Below are 17,358 nucleotides of genomic sequence, written 5' to 3'. Positions count from 1 at the left end.
CGGCGAAGATGCCGCCTTACGCGTCGACCTGTCGAGCCAGGTCGCGGGCGACGAGGGCGGGCATTGGATCGCGAGCTGGTCGAGCGCGCGCAGCAGGGCGACGAGTCGGCCTACGCTGCGCTTGCGGTGAGGATCGGTGATCGCATGTACGCCACCGCCCATCACATCCTGCGCGACACCGGACGCGCCGAGGACGCCGCCCAGCAGGCCATGATCGATATCTGGCGGATGCTGCCCCAGCTCAAGGATCCAGACCGATTCCAGGCGTGGGCCTACCGCATCGTCGTCCGCGCTGCCTACGCCGAGGCAGGCCGTCAGCGCCTGTGGGGCCTGCGCGCGGCCGCCGTGACGCCGGACCGGACCTTCGCGCCCGACCACGCGACCCTCGTAGCGGACCGCGACCAGCTCGAGCGCGGATTCCAGCGACTGCCCATCGACCATCGGGCAGTGGTCGTTCTGAAGCACTACGCCGGCCTGTCGAACCAGGAGATTGCCGAAGCCCTCGACATCCCGGTGGGCACCGTGCGCTCACGGCTCCATTACTCCCTCAAAACCCTGCGCGCCGCACTTGAGGCCGATGCTCGGACGACGCCGGAAGTAGGCAGGCGATGAGATCCGACGAAGAGATCGAACGCCTCCTCGACGATTGGCTCACTGACGATGCGCAGCCGATGCCACGAGAGGTGCTCGAGAATGCCCTGGAGTCCGTGGCCAGGACTCCTCAGGGCGGAACTCGCCGGACAGGTCGTAGCTGGCTCGGCAGCGGGCCGGTGGGAGTGTTGGCCGCCGCGGCGGTGCTGATCCTGGTCGTCGTGGCGGGCGGGCTGACGGTTAACCGCATCGGGTCACTGTTTCCAACCGCGTCGGCGGACGCCCGGCCGGAGTTGGCGTGGGACCCCGGCGCGGAATTCCTGGTGGCACCCAGCCAGCGCAACCCGAGTCCGGACTCGTACGGCAACTCGAATGTGTGGAGCTATCTGAGCAGCCCCAGGGCGCACGCTCCTCTCCAGTACGAGCCACTTCCGACCTTCGCCAACGGCCAGTGGACCGATCCCTCGACCGTCATCGTGTATCGCGACAAGGATGGGCTTGTCATGCATCCCTGGAAGGCCGATGGGAGCGTGCGATTTGCGATCCTCGGCTGGACGAGCCCCGTCGCTGGGGACGTGACGATTCGCGGCTTCGTGCTCATGGTCGATCGCAACTGCAAGGAGCTCGGGAGCGGCATCGGCTTCTCGGTGGACCGTGAGTCTTCAACGTTGTTCGCGTCCGAGGTTCGTTCGGGAGACAGCGACCATCTCGACGTCACCACCACGGTCCGTCGCGGCGAGTCGATCTACTTCATCGTGGATCCGGGCGTAGACAACACGTGTGATTCCACGCTCCTCGGGCTTGCGATCACGACCGGGGATTGACCTTCGCGGTCTGCCGCATCTGATCGCGAGCCGCTAGGCTGCGCCGATGATGCGGACCGTCAGACTCCGGACGATCCTCGTGTGGCTGACGCTCGCCGCGCTCCTGGCCGCAGGCCTGGCGATCCGGCTCGCTGTCCTCGACACGACAGGCCACTACGGCGACGCGGAGGTCAACGGCCGCTGGGCGGACAGAATGGCGATCTACGGCCCGTGGGACTTCTACCGCCATGACGGCGCCCTCTACCCGGCGTTGTTGTACGCGTACTGGCCGATCGGGGTGCTGCTCGACGGTGTCGCCCAGGCCCGTGCGGTCAAGGGCCTCTCGATCCCCTTCGACCTGGCCATCGGTGTGGTCACCTACGTGGCGGCACGACGCATGGTCGGCCCGGTCCGGGGGCTCGTGGCCCCGGCGATCTACATCTTCAGCCCGGCCGTGCTGCTGGCAGGACCGGTGTGGGGACAGGTCGACGCCGCCGGGACGCTCGCCTATCTCCTCGCCCTGCTGGCGCTGGCCGGGAGGCGGTTCGCAATGGCCGGTGCCTGCGCCGTGCTCGCGCTCCTGGTCAAACCGCAGTTCGGGCTCGTCCTGCTGCCGGTCGCGGTCGTCGCGATCGTGCAGTGGCGCGCGACCCGTAGCGTCGTTCCCATCGTTCGCTCGGCCCTTGGCGGGGCGGCCGCCTACTTGGTCGTGGCGCTCCCGCTGCGCATGGATCCGATCTCGTACATCGGTCGCGTGATCGGCGCTGGGAGCTTCAAGGAGATGTCATCGGCCAATGCGGCGAACATCTGGGGCCTCTTCCACGGGTACAAGAAGCCCGATGGAGACCTGGTCTACATCGGCGCCGTCCTGCTCGTCCTCGGCCTGACCGCAGCGGTGCTCCCGCTGCTGCGGCGGCAGGACCTGCGCATGATCCTGGCCGGCGGAGCCTTCGTGATCTTCGCCTTCTACTTCCTGCCGACCCGCGTCCACGAGCGCTACCTGTTCCCGGCGATGGCCGTGCTGGCCCCCCTCGCCGCGGCCAACTGGAGCGTCTTCGCGGCATATCTGCTCATGACCGCTGGCTTTACAGCCTCGATGCTCTACGCCCTGGTCGACACCACGCCGTTCACGTTCTGGCCGTGGCTCGAGGACCTCGTGACGCTGCCGGTCGCGCGGATCTGGATCTCGCTGACGCTCATCGCGACCGCCGCAACGCTGGTCTTCCTGCTCCTCGTCCAGGCCCGCACCGAGGCTGAGCCGGTGCCGGCAGGAGAGCCATGATTCGCTCAGCGCTCCTGTTCATCCTCGTGATGGCGGTAGTGCCCGCACTCGCCTACACCCTTCCGCCCCTCGTCTTGCGGGATGCAGAAGTCCGATGGTGCGCGCCAGTGGGTCATCGCAAGTTCGAGAGCATTCCCGCTCCCGATTCATCCGAGGCTGATTGACGCTCGGTGCTTCGATAGCGGATTTGTCGCGCTCTATTTCGAGGAGTGGGTCCCGCCGTACCTCGGCGTTCGGTACGCGGTCGTGATCGGAATCCGTGATCGCGGCCTGGAAGGTGGATCCCACCTGGACAGCGTCGGGCTGGGGTCGCAGATCGAGCGGGACTACATTTCGCAGCTGGGCGCCGAGGCCACGTGCACATGACGCGGATCCTGGCAGAAATCCTCGGCGTAGTCGCCGGTGTCAGGGTCGTTCGTGCGATCGTGCAGCACGAGTGCACGACCAGGCTCGACACCAATGAGGTGGCCCGAGCCCGCCAGGCCCAAGCCCCTAGCGCGCCTCGCGACTGACGCTGGTCACATCACGCACCCGCTCGATGCGGGTCAGCACCTTGGCTAGCTGCTGCAACGACGTGACCTTGAGCGTGGCACTGATCGTGGCGGTGCCATCGGGGTGCGTGCCAATCGACGCCGCCACGATGTTGACCTTGTCCTCGGCCACGACATTCGTGATCTCGTTGAGCAGCCCCGGCCGGTCAACCGCCAGGATCCGGATGGTGATCGGGTAGGTCTGCAGGTCCACCGCCTCCCAATCCACGTCGATCAGCCGCTCGATATCCCGTTCCGACAGCACCGACCGGCAGTTGGAGCGGTGCACGGTCACGCCCTTGCCGCGGGTTACGTAGCCGGTGATCGGGTCGCCGGGGATCGGTGAGCAGCACTTCGCGAAGCGCACCAGAAGGTCGCCCACCCCCTTGACCCGGATCCCACTGGCGGAGGGCACGCCGGAGGGCGGCGCCACCTCGGGCAGGGTGATCGCCGCGTCGTCGTGGATCTCCAGCTTGCCAACCACGCTGGCCGGCGAGACCGCCCCGTAGCCGATGGCGGCGTAGAAGTCGTCGAGCTCCTTGTAATGCGCATGGGACGCCAGCTCCAGCAGCTTGTCGGCGTCGATGCTGACCAGCGTCTCGTGCGCCAGGCGGCGGAGCTCACGGTCGAGGATCTCCTTGCCCTGGGCGATGTTCTCGTCGCGCTGCTGCCGTTTGAACCAGGCGCGGATCTTCTCGCGGGCCTGGTTGGTGCGCACGATGTTGAGCCAGTCTCGGGACGGCCCGTGCGCGGCCTTGGTGGTGATGATCTCGACGATGTCTCCGTTGTGCAGCCGGTAGTCGAGCGGCACCAATCGGTTGTTGACTTTGGAGCCGATGGTGCGATGGCCGACATCGGTATGGATGCGGTAGGCGAAGTCGAGCGGGGTCGCGCCGGAGGGCAGGTCCTTGACGTCGCCCTTGGGGGTGAACACGAAGACCTGGTCCTGGAAGATGTCGAGCTTGAGCCCCTCCACGAACTCGGTCGCGTCGACCACCTCGCGCTGCCAGTCGATCAGCTGCCGCACCCAGGCCAGCTTCTCGTCGTAGCGGCGATCGCCGCGCGAGCCCTCCTTGTAGCGCCAGTGAGCGGCGATCCCCGCCTCCGCCACCTCGTGCATGGCGCGGGTCCGGATCTGGACCTCGAGCGGCTTGGCATCGGGCCCGATGACGGCGGTGTGCAGTGACTGGTAAAGGTTGGCCTTGGGCATGGCGATGTAGTCGTCGAACTGCCCGGGGATCGGTCGCCAGATGGAGTGGACCACACCCAGCGCGGCATACGTGTCCTTGACCTCGTCCACGATTAGCCGGATGGCGTGCAGGTCGTAGATCTCGCTGAACTCGGCGCCCTTGCGCTCCATCTTCTTGTAGACGCTGTACAGGTGCTTGGGCCGCCCGCTGATCTCCGCCTCGATCTCGACCTTGGCAAGCTCCTTGGTCAGGATGCCGATGCTCTTATTGACGAACGACTCGCGCTCCTTGCGGCGGTCGGCCAGCATCTCGACCATCTTGCGGAAGGTCTCCGGCTCGGCGTGCTTGAAGGCGAGGTCCTCGAGCTCCCACTTCCACTGCCAGATCCCCAGCCGATGTGCCAGCGGCGCGTAGATCTCCATCGTCTGGCGCGCGATGCGCACCTGCTTGTCGGGTGGCAGGGCGCCCAGGGTGCGCATGTTGTGGAGCCGGTCGGCGAGCTTGATGATGACCACCCGCACGTCCTCGGCCATGGCCAGGAACATCTTCCGGATGTTCTCGGCCTGCTGCTCCTCCATGGAGCGGGCTGAGCCGAATTTGCTGAGCTTGGTGACCCCGTCGACCAGCCGCGCCACCTCGCGCCCGAAGCGCTTCTCGAGGTCGGCGATGGTCAGATCGGTGTCCTCGGGCACGTCGTGCAGGAGTGCGGCGGCGATGCTCTCCGCATCCAGCTGGAGCGCCGCCAGCTCGTAGGCCACCGCCACCGGGTGGGTGATGTACGGCTCGCCCGACGCCCTCAGCTGGCCTTCATGCGCGGCCGCCGCGACCTGGTGGGCACGCTCGATCAGGCCGACGTTGACGCTCGGCCGATGTCGTCGCGCCTCCGCGATGACGGTATCGATGGTGGGCGTGCTGGCCGCTGGCTCGGCATTTCGCGAGATGCGCTTCGCCACGGCGGCCGGGGCCGCCCTCAGGCGTGCCAGGTCCATGGTCAAGCAAGGGTAGCACCCTACCGCCCGGCTTCGATCAGCTCCTTCATGCGGCGCATGCTCTGCTCGATCGGCTCGGGGTTCATCGGTTCGGCCATCGACGGTATGTCGACGCTGGCGATGAGCTTGGTTCGGTTCCCATCCTGCTCCTCGAACGTGATCCGCGAGTGCATCTCCGTCGGACCGTCCTGAATCACCATCCCGAACGCACGGTTCGGCACGAACTCCACGACCTCCATCGTCCCTTCGACCGGCTTGCCTGTATGTGTATTGCGCCGACGAATGACGGTTCCAACGCCGAGCGGTCCCTCGGTTACCTGCTGAAGCTCCATCTTGGGATCCCAGCGCGGATGGTTCCGAACATGGTCAGCAGCGATGAACCGAAACACCTCTGCCGGCGGTCGGTTGATGAGCTCTGTCAATTCAATTCTCATGCGTCCTTATCCCAGCACGAGCTCCGTGACATCGGCTCCCGCAGCCTCCGTCTAGCGCTCGAGAACCTGCTTCAGGTTCTCCAGAAACTGTCTGTTTCTGCGGGCGAAGACCGGGCGCAGGAACGGCTGCAGCAAACGCATCAGGCCCGGTGGCTCAAGGGCTTCCTCCCGGCCCACCTCCGTCCCGCCATCCGCCGTTCGAAAGGTGTAGCGGAGCGTCGGCTCCATCGCCCCCACACGGCCTTCGAGCTCAAGCAGGCGGTTCAGCTCGTACCCCGTGACCTTCAGCCAGCCCGTCGACTGTCCCATGAAGGGCTTGATCTGGACGTCGAACTCCGTTCCAAGCTGCGTCGGCTGCGAGCCGCGGCGGCGGACTTCAGTGAAATCGGTGTGCCAAGCGGGGTCGTTGGTGGTATCGGCCACATACGAGAAGACCTCGTCGATGGGTCGGCCGATCGTGGTGCTGTCGCGTGCGGAAATCATGCCATCGCGTCCCTGTACCAGCCGACTTTAGTCCAGGTCAGCGATGTGTCTACTCTCGCTCGTCGATTACAACTTCATACCGCTCGACGCCGGTGATATTCCCGCCTCCGGCGCGAGCTATCTGCCCTCGGGCTCGGTCGGCCTGCTCCTCACTCGCCCGCATCTCGTCTTCCGTTTCCCAGAAGCTGATGCTGAGCGACTTTCCAGAGCCGCGGTCGACGAGGACCATGGCGCCATGGTCCTTGAGGCCCGATTCCTTCATCTGCTGCCGAACCGCAGGAAGGACATTGTTCCGCCAGTTGCTGATCGTTGCATCAATCTGCTCTGGCGATTCGGCGTAGTAGCTCACCCTGGCATACATCGCTCGCTCTCCTCATGCCCACCGCTCGTCCGGTGATTGTTAATGAAACCCTACCCCATTGAACAACTACCGATCCGACAAGGCAAGAATCGCTGCGACACGCCCATGGAACCAGGCCCGCATGGCGCGAAGCCGGTACCAGAACCGATGGGTCACGAGGTCGAAGAGGCCGGGATGGCGGAGGGGAAGGCCGCCGAAGGTGCGTTTGAAGTCGGAGAAGCCACGCCAGGCGGGATCGGCGGTGGTGTCGTCCGGCTCGGCGACGCCCCACATGTCGACGGTGGAGCAGCCATCGGCGGCGAGGTCCCGGAGCATCGTGGCCATGACGGCGTGGGCGCCGTAGTGATGCTTGTACTCGGGGTCGCGGCGGAGGGCCCCGTACAGGTAGTAAGCGCGATTGCCGATGCGGGGGAAGGCCATGGCGGCGATCGGCGTGTCCTCGACACGGCCGATGCCCAGGTACCAGCCGTCCGAGCGGCTCAGCTCGGTCGCGAGCCGCTCGAGAAATTCCGGTGAGCGGACGCGAAAGTCGCCGTGCTCGGCGGTCAGGGTCAGCAGCTCGTGGAGGATCGCAATCTGCGCGGGATCGGGCTCGCGGGTGACGGTGACCTGCGTGCCCTCGCGCTCGGCGCGACGCGAGAGGCGACGCGCGTCCGCGTGCCAGGACGCTTCGAGCTGTTCGGCCCCATCCAGCAGGTCGACGATCCGGGTAGTCGGGGCCTGCAGGTCGGGTGCAGGGCGGAGCCTGTTGGTCCCGACAAGACCGGCGAGGTCGGTCGCGTCGCTGGGCTCCGTACGGGGGTCGAGCTTGACCACGAGCGCCTTCTCCTTGCGGGCGAGGGTGCGCAGGCCCTGGAGCAGCCAGGCGAAGAGACGATCGGCGTCCGGGGCCGATCGGTCCCAGATTGGGCCATGCGCGACGTAGGCGACCTGGCGGCCGAACCCGGCAGGGCGCATGAGGGCCTGGGCAATGCCGCGGATCGTGCCGTTGTCATCGAGCAGGAGGCGGGCAGACGGCTCGCCCGCGAGCGCGGTGCACTCGCCCCAGGCCCAGCTCTGGAGGAGATCGGCCTCCGGACGGGAGGCGATGAAGGCGTCCCAGGCGGTGCGGTCGGTGTCGTCGGCGCGACGGAGGATGGGAGGCATCGGTCCAGAAGCCTACCCGTTGGCCTGGCCGACCACCTGCGCGCGAAGCTGCTTGAGATAGGCGGCGGCCCCCGGCCACGCCGCCCAGGATTCCGGGTAGGGCTCGCGGGCTTCCTTGATTGTGCGACCGCCACCGATCGGTAAGGCCCGGCTGCCGGCTGCAGCAGCGAGGCGTCGGTCGGCAGTCGTGAGCTGCGCATTGGCGGACTCCGCGAGGGCTAGATACGCGGCGTCGTAGGCCGAAAGGCCGCCGCGCTCCATTGCGTCGATCGTGAGCAACAGTTGCGGCCGGTCGAGCGCAATAGACTCCAGACCAAGGTTCTCCAAGTCAACGATTGCTTCGAGCACCACCCCAGGCCGCTGGCGATAGCGCCTGACGAGGACGTTGGCCACCTCGAGCCAAAAGAATGCAGGCACCAGCAGCTTGCTACCGGCGGCCCGGCGCTCTCGGAGGATCGTAACGGCGCGGTCGTGACCCGCTTCTTGGACGGTGATCGCCACGGCGACCGAGGCGTCGACTACGAGCGCCGAGGCCACGCTAGAGGTCATCGCGCGCCCGCTCCTCACGGATCGCCGTCACTGCATCTGGCGCGTCCCCGGGAATGAGACCCGAGGCCCGGAGGCGCTTGCCGCGGGCCACCAGTCGGTCAAGAGCCTCGAGGCTGCGCCGGATGCGCTCCTGCTCGTCCGGATCGAGGCGGGCGGCGTCCTCGTAAGGGATCAAGACCGCCATCGGCTTATGGTCACGCTCGATCACGATCCGCTCGCCGGAAGAAGCTGCGTCGAGGATCTCGCCCAGGCGCGCCCGAAGGCCCATCGCAGTCACGGTTCTCATGGCCAATTATCATGACCGGTCATAAGACCCTGGTCAATGGCCCGAACGACGATAATCCCCTGGATGCCGAAACGCACGGAGCCGGTCCCCGATATCGCTCACTACGACGACGGCGGAGTCCGCTACCGCGGCTTTCAGCTCGACGGCCAGATGCACGGCGCCTGGGAGTTCTTCCGCAAGGACGGGAGCCCGATGCGATCCGGCGAGTTCGACCGTGGGCGGCAGATCGGGATCTGGCGGACTTACGATCGCACTGGCAAGGTCGTGAAGGAGACCGACTTCTCGAAGAGCCGCTGACTCCGTCAGTCGTCGCTGCCCGCGAGCTTGTGACCAGTGAGCCGCAGGCGGGCTCGCTGGGCGATGCCGTAGGCGGGCAGGAGCAACCGGAGGGCCGCGTCCTGGGCGGTGCGGAGCGGAAGGTCCCGGGCGCCGACGTAGTCGATCTGTCGGCCGCCGAAGCCCTCCTTGAACTGCGCGATGCCGCCGGTCGCGATGCCCCACAGGTCGTAGCTGGAGAAGCCGGCGGCCTTGAAGGCGCGCATCGCCTCCCACTTGAGCAGATAGTTGGCGTGCGAGGCCGCGCCGGCATCGGTCATGCCGCCGTAGGCCTCTGCGGCGCGGTCGCCGCATGTGAAGTGGAAGAGCGTCGCCACGCGCTCGCCGTCCAGGGTGGCGAAGAAGAGCCGGGCGTGGCCGCCCGGGCCGAAGAGGCTCCAGACGCGTTCGTAGTACTCCTGCACGCGGACCGCGAATCCCGCGCGCTCGGCGGTCTCCCGGTAGATCGCGTAGAAGTCGGTCAGGGCGGTGGCCGCCTCGTTGGGCGGGGCGTTCGTGGCGAGCTGCTCGACCTGGATCCCGGCGCGTTCTGCCTTGTGGACGTACTGCCGGTGCTTCTTGCGCATGCCGGCCAGGAGCGCGTCCTCGTCGAGTGAGAGGTCGATGACCCGGGTCCGCGGCGGCTGCACCTTGGCCGACGGCCGCCAACGGGGGCCAAGAAGCTCCGCACTGAGCGGTTCGCCTGCCGTGGCCTCGGGGTCCACCTTGAGGGTGGCTATCCCTTCCAGGACGCGCAGGTGGCGCATGGCCGCGACCAGGGATCGGCGAGTCTCCGGCTCGTCGAACTGGCCGATCGGGCCCCGCGGCGCATACCCGAGGCGCCAGCCGACGACCGGCACGGTGCGGATCAGCACCTGGGCGCCCGCCAGCGGCCGCTCCTCGCGCTCCCCTACCGCGAACCGGATGGCACGCCACCCGGCCGGCTCGCGCAGCTCGCCCCACTCCCAGAGCTGCGGGAAGCTGCGGTACGGGGCCTGTTCGACGAAGGCGTTCCAGGCGTCGCGGTCGGTGACGTAGAAGGCGGAGAGCTCAGGCATCGGCGCTGAATCCGGCCGTGGCGAGTTCCTGGCGAGCCACCTCGCGCTCGTCCCACCAGCGCTTCTCGCGGCCGTAGATGATGCTGCCCTCGTGCCCCTTGCCGGCCAGCAGGATCATGTCGCCCGCCTCCGCCAGGCGGATGGCGTGTGCGACCGCCTGCCGGCGGTCGTCGATGACCCAGAGGTTCTCGCCGTCGCGAGCGCCAGCTTCGCGCGCCCCGTCGGCGATCGCCTCGTTGATGACCCGCGGATCTTCCAGGCGGGGGTCCTCGTCCGCCACGATGGCGAGGTCGGCCAGCTCGGCCGCCACGCGCCCCAGGGCGGGACGCTTGACCCGGTCGCGCTCCCCCGCCGAACCGAGGACCACGATCAGTCGCCCCTTTGTCAGCGGACGAAGGGTGCTGAGCACCTTCTCGAGCGACTCGGCGGTGTGCGCGTAGTCGACCACCACCCCGAACGGCTGACCAGCGTCGATCCGCTCCATTCGGCCGGGAACGCCGCTGACGCCGCCAAGGGCGGCGGCCGCTGCAGCGAGGTCAACGCCCTCGACCTCGGCCAGGGCCAGCGCCGCCAGGGCGTTGTGCACGTTGAAGGCACCTGGCAGCTTCAGGCTGACCTCGGCGCTCCAGCTGGGCGTGGTGGCCGTGAAGGTCGTGCCGTCGGCGCGGGCCTCGATATCAGTGGCGCGGACGTCGGCGGAGGAATCGGTCCCGTAGGTGAGGACCCGGTCACGAGCTCGGTCGCGGAAGTAGCCGAAGGCTGGGTCATCGGCATTCAGGATGGAAATCGGCGCCTCCTCGACCAGCATCGCCTTGGCCGCCCGATACGCCTCCAGCGTGCCGTGGAACTCGAGGTGCTCGCTGGTCACGTTGGTCACAATCGCGACCCGGAAGCGGCAGTTGCGGACGCGTGACTGGGCGAGTCCGTGGCTGGTCGCCTCCATCACCACGCAATCGTTGCCGGCCTCGACCATGCCCGCCAGCAGCGCCTGGAGCTCCAGCGCCTCCGGGGTTGTGTTCCGATCCCTATTGGGCCACTCCATGTCGCCGACCCGTACCGCCACCGTGCCGATCATCCCCGGCCGGCGCGCGCCGGCCTGCAGCGCGGCGACGGCCAGGTAGCAGGTCGTGGTCTTGCCGTCGGTGCCGGTCACGCCGATCACCTCCAGGCGCTCCGAGGGGCGCCCGTACCAGGCGTCGGCGGCATCGCCCAGTGCGTCGCGGGTGCGGGGCACAAGCAGCTGCGGGACGGCGAGGCCAGGGGTCTCCCGCTCGGCGACCACCGCTCGTGCGCCGCGCGCCACCGCATCGGCGATGAAGTCATGCCCGTCGACATGGTCGCCGGGAACCGCGAAGAAGAGTGTGCCCGCAGTGGCGTGCCGCGAGTCGTAGGCGAGGGAGCGGACCTCGCCGACCGGCACGCCGACCACCCGTTCCGGACCGATGGCGTCGGTCAGCTCGCCGAGGCCCATCAAGCGTGGTGCGCTCATCGGGACCTCCCAGGGATGGCCGAGCGCGCCATCGCGACCACCGAGCGGAGGCGGTAGACGGTGGGGTCGATGACGACATCCCAGGTGCCAGCCCATCGGACCTCGCGGCCGCCGAAGCCTTTCTTGAAGAGGCCGACCCCGTGCCAGGCGTGCTCCGGGCCGGCCCCAGCGGGAGCGATCCCCCACAGGTCGTGAACCCGGCTGCCGAGCTCGCGGGCGAGGCGCATCATCTCCCACTGCAGCAGGTAGCTGGCGTAGTGCTTCGGCTCGCCCGGCTCCTCGCGCCGCGAGCCGGCAAAGAGATAGAAGGATTGCTCGCCCTCCAGCACCAGCATGCCGGAGGCGAGCAGCTCGTCGCCCCGCCGGGCCTCCAGGATCGAGGCGCGGCCGGCGCCTGCGAGCCCTTTCCACGCGGTCCGATAGCGCTCGAGCGGCGGCCGCGGGAAGCCCGCTCGGCGCTGCGTCTCGAGCACCAGGCCGTGGAGCTCGTCGATCGGCGTCGTGTCGGACGCATCGGTCAGGACGCGGACCTCCACTCCTTCGCGCTGCGAGCGGCGCACCGCGTAGCGCGTGTCCTTGTCGAAGCTGCCCATCAACGATTCGTCATCGGTCAGATCCACCAGGCGCGTCTGGCCAACCTGGACGGTTCGCGGATCGGGCCGCAGGCGTGCGAAGTGCGCCATCGCGGACGAATCGGCCTCGACACGCGGCTCCAGCTTGGCCGCGATCACCCGGGAGGCCCGGCCGACCTCGCGCAGGCCAATTGTCACGGCGCGCAACCGATCGGCAGCCTGGGGATCGGCGTAGTCGAGGACGGGCCCGTGCGGGACGTACCAGAAGGCCCGTCCAAGCGGCAGGCGACGCTCCTGGGCTGCTGCGATCGCCACGATCTCGCCCTCCTCCTCGACCACGAAGCGCCTCTGCACCTGGCCGTCGAAGGCTGCCACCTCTGCCCACGCCCAGTCGTGCAGGAAGTCGCCGGCCGGGCTCCGTCCAAGGAGCGCCTGCCAGGCGGACTCGTCAGCGGGCGTCGCCGGCCGGAAGCGGCTCATGCGGTGTCCTCGGCCGAGCCACGGTGGAGCAGGTAGCGACGCACCTGGCCCAGCTCCTGGGAACGCATCGCAACGGCCGCCAGCAGGTAGACCGCCGTCCCGGCAGCGGCAAGGACGAGCAGCACCAGCACGCGCCCCGCGCCGTTCGCCAACAGCGGGCCGAACCACTCCTGCGCGGCGGTCAATCCGCCGAGCATGACGGCGCCGGCAACAACCGCCGCGGTCGCCGAGCGAAGCGTGGATCGCAGGATCGTCCCCTCGTCGATCGAGTCGATCCGGCGGCGAAGGGCCCAAGCCAGGCCGATCACCTCCAGCGAGGCGCTGATCGAGAGGGCCAGTGCCAGCCCCTCGACCCCCATCGGCCCCGACAGGATCACCATCAGCGGCACGTTGATGGCCACCGCCACGATCGCCCACAGCACCGGGACGCGGGTCTCCTGCATTGCGTAGAAGGCGCGCGTCAGCACGTGCACCACGATATGCCCGGCGAGGCCGATGCTGAAGAAGACCAGCGCCCCCGCCGTGCGCTCGGCGGCGGCACTCGAGAAGAGGCCGTACTGGAAGAAGACCGCGGCGATCGGGCGGGCCAGGACGATCATGACTGCCGTCAGCGGTGCTGCCAGGAAGATGAGGATGCGCAGGCTGGTCGACAGCTGGCGCCGGATCTCGGCGATGTGTCCCAGCGCCGCATCGCGCGAGAAGGTCGGGAAGAGGGCGACCGCGACGCTCACCCCCAGCACGCCGACCGGGATCTGGCTGAGCTGGAAGGCGTAGTTGTAGGCGGTCACGGCCCCAACCCCCAGGCTGCTGGCAAGCACGGTGCTGACGATGAAGTTCAGCTGTCCCGCGGCAAGGCCGAGCAGGCGCGGACCCATCAGCCACGCCACCTGGCGGACCCCCGGATGTCCAAGGCCGATGGTCAGGTCGTAATGACGTCCCACGCCGCGCAGCTGCGGCAGCTGGATTGCCAGGTGCAGGATCGACCCCGCCACCACGCCGATCGCCAGCCCCTCGACCCCCAGCGTTGGCGCCAGCACCACCGCGGCCACGATGATCGCCAGGTTGTAGACCAGCGGGGCTGCCGCCGGCACCCCGAAGCGCCCGTAGGTGTTCAGCAGCCCGCTCACCACGGCGCCCATCCCGATGAAGACCGGGCTGAGCAGCATCACCCGCGTGAGGCGCACCGTCAGCTCGGTCGTCTCGGGGTCGAAGCCCGGCGCGATGATCGGCACCACCCAGGGGGCCAGGATGGCCATCACCAGGCTGAACACGGCCAGCGCGATCAGGACCAGGTTGATGACGCTGCTCGCCAGGCGCCAGGCCTCGCGCTCGTCCTCCCGCGCCCGGTAGCTGCTGAAGACCGGGATCAGGGCGGCCGAGAGCGCCCCGGCCACCACCAGCTGGAAGATCGCATCCGGGATGCGGAAGGCAGCGAAGTAGGCGTCGAGGTCCTCCGACGCACCGAACTGCGAGCCGATGACCAGCAGCCGGATCCAGCCCAGCAGGCGGCTGGCGAGCGCCGCCACGGTCAGGATCAGGCTGGCGTTGGCCAGCACTCGACCGATCGATGGACCGCGAGGCTCCGGCGGCGTCTCCACGCCGACGGCGTCGCTCACTCTGTGGGGCGGGCGGAGCCGGTCCGGCCCGATCGGGGGTGCGCGGAGCGATAGGCCGTGCGCAACGACGCGTCGGAGAGGTGCGTGTAGATCTGGGTCGTGGCCAGGCTGGCGTGGCCGAGCAGCTCCTGCACGGTGCGCAGGTCGGCTCCGCCCTCGAGCAGGTGCGTGGCGAACGAATGACGGAGCGTGTGCGGCGAGGTGCTGGCCGGGGCGCCGGAAGCCGTCACCCAGCGATCCACGATCATGCGAGCCCCCCGCGCGGTCAGCGGTCCGCCGGCGCTGTTCAGGAAGAGCGCCGCAACCGGGCTGCTGCTGCGGGCGGCCAGGGTCGGACGTCCGGACGCCAGGTAGGCGCGCACCGCGCGGGCTGCCGGCTCGCCGAAGAGCAGCTCGCGCTCCTTGCTCCCCTTGCCGATCACCCGCAGCCGGCGGCGGCTGGGGTCGAGGCGGTCGACGGTGAGCGAGGCGAGCTCGCTGATCCGCATCCCGGTGGCGTACAGCAGCTCGAGGACTGCGGCATCGCGGCGCGCCGTGGCGTCCGCCAGTGCGGGGTCGCGCCTGCGTCGGCCGGGTCTGATGACGTTAGCCGGCGCCTCGACCAGGCGCGCCGCCCCGTCCACCGACAGGACCCGGGGCAGGCGGCCGGGGCGCTTGGGCGAGCGGACCCCGGCCACCGGATCGCCGTCGATCCAGCCCTGTCGGGCAGCGTGGCGATACAGCGAGCGGATGGCGGCCAGCTGCCCGCCGACGGTCGAGGCGGACAGGCCGCGCTCCGCCAGCGTTCCCAGGTAGGTGCGCACCGTAGCGCGGTCGGGCGACTTCCAGTCGACGCCGCGCGATCCGAGGAAGGCGAAGAACTGCGCCACGTGGCGACGGTACTCGCGGATGGTGCCCGGCGAGGAGTTGCGGCTCGAGAGATGGCCCAGGAAGCGCCGCAGGGCCGCCGCGGCGTCGCCGCTCAGCGCCGGCGCGTCAGCCACTTGCGGCCGCAGCTGCCGCGGGAGCCTCGCCCTCCTCCTCCGGGCGACCCGGCCGGGTCCAGCTCACGTAGTCGCAATCGGGATAGCGGTCGCAGCCCCAGAACGGCCGCCGGCCGCGCCGGGCTCGCTTTGTCACCACTGTCCCCTGCCCGCACTTCGGACAGACTCCGAAGCGCTCGGCGGCGGGCGTCTCGCGCTTGATGTACTTGCATTCCGGGTAGCGGTCGCAGCCCACGAACGGCCCGAACCGGCCGGTGCGCGCCGCCAGGTGGCCCTGCCCGCACTGCGGGCACTCCTCCCCCACGCCGGGCAGCGCGGCCGCCTCGGCCTCTTCCCCGGGCAGCGGCGCGGTGTACTTGCACTCCGGGTAGCCGCTGCAGCCTAGGAACCAGCCGTTGCGACCGAAGCGCTTGACCAGCAGGTCGCCACTCAGCGGGCAGACGATGTCGGTCAGCTCGACCTGCTTGGCGATGTTGGCCCGCCCCTCGGCGATCTGGACGCTGAAGGGGTCCCAGAACGCGCGCACCATCGGCACCCATTCGTTGGTGCCCGCCGCCACCTCGTCGAGCTGCTCCTCCATGCGCGCGGTGAACTCGATGTCCACCACTTCGGGGAAGTGCTCCACCAGCAGGTCGGTGACCTTGAAGGCGGACTCCTCCGCGAAGAGGCGGCGCTCCTTGATGGTGACGTAGCCACGGGCGCGGATCGTCTCGATGGTCGGGGCGTAGGTCGAAGGCCGGCCGATGCCGTGCTCCTCGAGCGCCTTGATCAGGGTTGCCTCGGTGTATCGGGGCGGTGGCTGGGTGAAATGCTGCTCGGCGGTCACCGCGGCGAGGTCGAGCGGCTCGTCGTCGCGCAGGTCCGGCAGCACCGCCAGGCGCTCGTCCTCCTCGTCGTCACGGCCCTCGACATAGACGGCCTGGTAGCCGTCGAAGACGCGCTTGCGAGCGCCGGCGTGCAGGGTGTAGCGCCCCGCGTCCACGTCAACGCCGACCTGGTCGAAGCGGGCAGGAGCCATCTGGCTGGCGATCGCCCGCTTCCAGATCAGCTCGTACAGGCGGAACTCGTCCGGCTTGAGGTGCGCCCGCATGCTGTCGGGCGTGCGAGCAAAGCTGGACGGGCGAATCGCCTCGTGGGCCTCCTGAGCGCCGCGGCTCCGGTTGCGGAAGGCATTCGGCTTCTCAGGCACGAAATCGGCGCCGAATCGCTCGCCGATGACGCCGCGCGCCTCGCTCACCGCACCGCTCGCGATCGAGAGCGAGTCGGTGCGCATGTAGGTGATCAGCCCGACCTGGCCCTCCGGCAGGGCGACTCCCTCGTACAGCGACTGGGCGACGCTCATGGTGCGTCGCGCCCCGAAGCTCAGCTTGCGGGAGGCTTCCTGCTGCAGGGTGCTGGTCGTGAACGGCGGCGGCGCGGACTTCTTCTGCTGCGTGCGGCTGACCGAGGCGACCTTGTACTCCGCGGCACGCAGGGCGGCCTCGTGCTCTCGCGCCTCGGCCTGCGAGCCGATGCGGGCCTTCTTGCCGTCGATCCCGGTCAGCTCGGCCGTGAACTTGCCACTCTCCGCGCGACGGGTCAGCTCGGCCGCGATGGTCCAGTACTCCTCGGCCGTGAAGGCGTCGATCTCGCGCTCGCGATCGACGACCAGGCGCACCGCCACGCTCTGCACGCGTCCAGCTGAGAGTCCTCGCCGGATCTTGCTGCTCACCAGCGGGCTGAGCTTGTAGCCGACCAGCCGATCGATGACCCGCCGCGCCTGCTGGGCGTTGACCAGGTCGAGGTTGACGGCGCGTGGGTGGGCGAACGCCGCCTCGATGGCCGGCTTGGTGATCTCGCTGAAGGTCACGCGGCGAACGTGCGCGTCGTCCAGGCCGGCGTACTCCGCGATGTGCCAGGCGATCGACTCGCCCTCGCGATCGAGGTCGGTGGCGAGCCACACCGTCTCGGCCTTGCGCGCCAGGTCGGCGAGCTTCTCGAGCTCCTTCCGGCGCTCCTTGAGCGGCTCGTAGCGCGGGGCGAAGTCATGCTCGAGATCGACTCCCAGGTTCTTCTGGGGGAGGTCGCGAACATGGCCGAAGGAGGCGGTGACGGTGTAGCCGGGTCCAAGGTACCGCTCGATCGTCTTGGCTTTGGCGGGCGACTCGACGATCACCAGGTTGCCGCTGGAACGCTTCTTCGGGGGCATCGGTCAGGGAGTG

At 68.8% G+C, this 17,358-nt stretch carries 17 protein-coding genes; 4 read left to right on the top strand and 13 right to left on the bottom strand.

The window, feature by feature from the left end; all coding sequences use genetic code 11:
- Nucleotides 1-63: 63 nt before the first annotated feature.
- From WEB29_04985 to WEB29_04975, 3 genes are read left to right on the top strand one after another with little or no spacing between them, the layout of a single operon-like run.
- Nucleotides 64-612 (top strand): RNA polymerase sigma factor, encoded by a 549-nt coding sequence (locus tag WEB29_04985; protein MEX2136304.1) that lies wholly within the window; start codon nucleotides 64-66, stop codon nucleotides 610-612.
- Entirely contained in the window at nucleotides 609-1,415 is an 807-nt protein-coding gene (locus WEB29_04980) for a hypothetical protein (protein ID MEX2136303.1), read from the top strand. The genes WEB29_04985 and WEB29_04980 overlap by 4 nt, the downstream gene beginning before the upstream one ends.
- Before the next feature lie 46 nt (nucleotides 1,416-1,461).
- Nucleotides 1,462-2,676, top strand: coding sequence for a hypothetical protein (locus WEB29_04975; protein ID MEX2136302.1), 1,215 nt, complete (start codon nucleotides 1,462-1,464; stop codon nucleotides 2,674-2,676).
- A 492-nt stretch (nucleotides 2,677-3,168) separates the two neighbouring features.
- On the opposite strand, the gene WEB29_04970 is transcribed toward WEB29_04975, so the two are convergent.
- The 7 genes from WEB29_04970 to WEB29_04940 all read right to left on the bottom strand — a co-directional run bounded on the left by WEB29_04970 (nucleotide 3,169) and on the right by WEB29_04940 (nucleotide 8,644).
- Nucleotides 3,169-5,385 carry a bifunctional (p)ppGpp synthetase/guanosine-3',5'-bis(diphosphate) 3'-pyrophosphohydrolase gene (locus tag WEB29_04970; GenBank protein MEX2136301.1) on the bottom strand — a complete coding sequence of 739 codons (2,217 nt, stop codon included), beginning with the start codon at nucleotides 5,383-5,385 and terminating at the stop codon, nucleotides 3,169-3,171.
- Between the two features lie 20 nt (nucleotides 5,386-5,405).
- The gene (locus WEB29_04965) at nucleotides 5,406-5,819 is read right to left on the bottom strand and encodes an SRPBCC family protein (GenBank protein ID MEX2136300.1); all 414 of its coding nucleotides are present in this window, start codon (nucleotides 5,817-5,819) and stop codon (nucleotides 5,406-5,408) included.
- 51 nt (nucleotides 5,820-5,870) lie between these two features.
- A complete protein-coding gene (locus WEB29_04960; GenBank protein ID MEX2136299.1) occupies nucleotides 5,871-6,302 on the bottom strand; it encodes an SRPBCC family protein in 432 nt (143 codons plus the stop codon).
- Between the two features lie 49 nt (nucleotides 6,303-6,351).
- A complete protein-coding gene (locus WEB29_04955; GenBank protein MEX2136298.1) occupies nucleotides 6,352-6,663 on the bottom strand; it encodes a hypothetical protein in 312 nt (103 codons plus the stop codon).
- Nucleotides 6,664-6,729: 66 nt separating this feature from the next.
- Nucleotides 6,730-7,809 (bottom strand): peptidoglycan bridge formation glycyltransferase FemA/FemB family protein, encoded by a 1,080-nt coding sequence (locus WEB29_04950; GenBank protein MEX2136297.1) that lies wholly within the window; start codon nucleotides 7,807-7,809, stop codon nucleotides 6,730-6,732.
- A gap of 12 nt (nucleotides 7,810-7,821) precedes the next feature.
- Nucleotides 7,822-8,346, bottom strand: coding sequence for a type II toxin-antitoxin system VapC family toxin (locus WEB29_04945; protein MEX2136296.1), 525 nt, complete (start codon nucleotides 8,344-8,346; stop codon nucleotides 7,822-7,824).
- Nucleotide 8,347: 1 nt separating this feature from the next.
- Nucleotides 8,348-8,644 (bottom strand): type II toxin-antitoxin system Phd/YefM family antitoxin, encoded by a 297-nt coding sequence (locus WEB29_04940; GenBank protein ID MEX2136295.1) that lies wholly within the window; start codon nucleotides 8,642-8,644, stop codon nucleotides 8,348-8,350.
- Between the two features lie 63 nt (nucleotides 8,645-8,707).
- Between WEB29_04940 and WEB29_04935 the strand changes: the two genes are divergently transcribed.
- On the top strand, nucleotides 8,708-8,941 hold the full coding sequence (locus tag WEB29_04935) for a hypothetical protein (protein MEX2136294.1): 234 nt from the start codon (nucleotides 8,708-8,710) through the stop codon (nucleotides 8,939-8,941).
- Between the two features lie 5 nt (nucleotides 8,942-8,946).
- Here the strand turns inward: WEB29_04935 and WEB29_04930 are convergent, their stop codons facing one another.
- Genes WEB29_04930 through topA form a run of 6 tightly spaced genes read right to left on the bottom strand, consistent with a single transcriptional unit; the run spans nucleotide 8,947 to nucleotide 17,345 of the window.
- Nucleotides 8,947-10,017: a peptidoglycan bridge formation glycyltransferase FemA/FemB family protein gene (locus tag WEB29_04930; protein ID MEX2136293.1), complete on the bottom strand. Its 1,071-nt coding sequence runs from the start codon at nucleotides 10,015-10,017 to the stop codon at nucleotides 8,947-8,949.
- Nucleotides 10,010-11,506, bottom strand: a complete 1,497-nt coding sequence (locus WEB29_04925) for a UDP-N-acetylmuramoyl-L-alanyl-D-glutamate--2,6-diaminopimelate ligase (protein MEX2136292.1) — start codon at nucleotides 11,504-11,506, stop codon at nucleotides 10,010-10,012. Before WEB29_04925 ends, WEB29_04930 begins: the two co-directional genes overlap by 8 nt.
- Nucleotides 11,503-12,558 (bottom strand): peptidoglycan bridge formation glycyltransferase FemA/FemB family protein, encoded by a 1,056-nt coding sequence (locus WEB29_04920; protein ID MEX2136291.1) that lies wholly within the window; start codon nucleotides 12,556-12,558, stop codon nucleotides 11,503-11,505. Before WEB29_04920 ends, WEB29_04925 begins: the two co-directional genes overlap by 4 nt.
- Entirely contained in the window at nucleotides 12,555-14,156 is a 1,602-nt protein-coding gene (murJ, locus tag WEB29_04915; GenBank protein MEX2136290.1) for a murein biosynthesis integral membrane protein MurJ, read from the bottom strand. The genes WEB29_04920 and murJ overlap by 4 nt, the downstream gene beginning before the upstream one ends.
- 14 nt (nucleotides 14,157-14,170) lie before the next feature.
- Nucleotides 14,171-15,157: a tyrosine recombinase XerC gene (locus tag WEB29_04910; protein ID MEX2136289.1), complete on the bottom strand. Its 987-nt coding sequence runs from the start codon at nucleotides 15,155-15,157 to the stop codon at nucleotides 14,171-14,173.
- Complete coding sequence (gene topA, locus WEB29_04905) at nucleotides 15,150-17,345, bottom strand: type I DNA topoisomerase (protein ID MEX2136288.1); 2,196 nt, start codon at nucleotides 17,343-17,345, stop codon at nucleotides 15,150-15,152. The genes WEB29_04910 and topA overlap by 8 nt, the downstream gene beginning before the upstream one ends.
- Nucleotides 17,346-17,358: the final 13 nt, after the last annotated feature.

The sequence above is a fragment of the Chloroflexota bacterium genome (assembly GCA_040902225.1).
Lineage (GTDB): Bacteria > Chloroflexota > Limnocylindria > QHBO01 > QHBO01 > CF-167.
The sequence above is the reverse complement of the archived record's forward strand: the minus strand, read 5'-3'. Positions and strand labels throughout refer to the sequence as shown.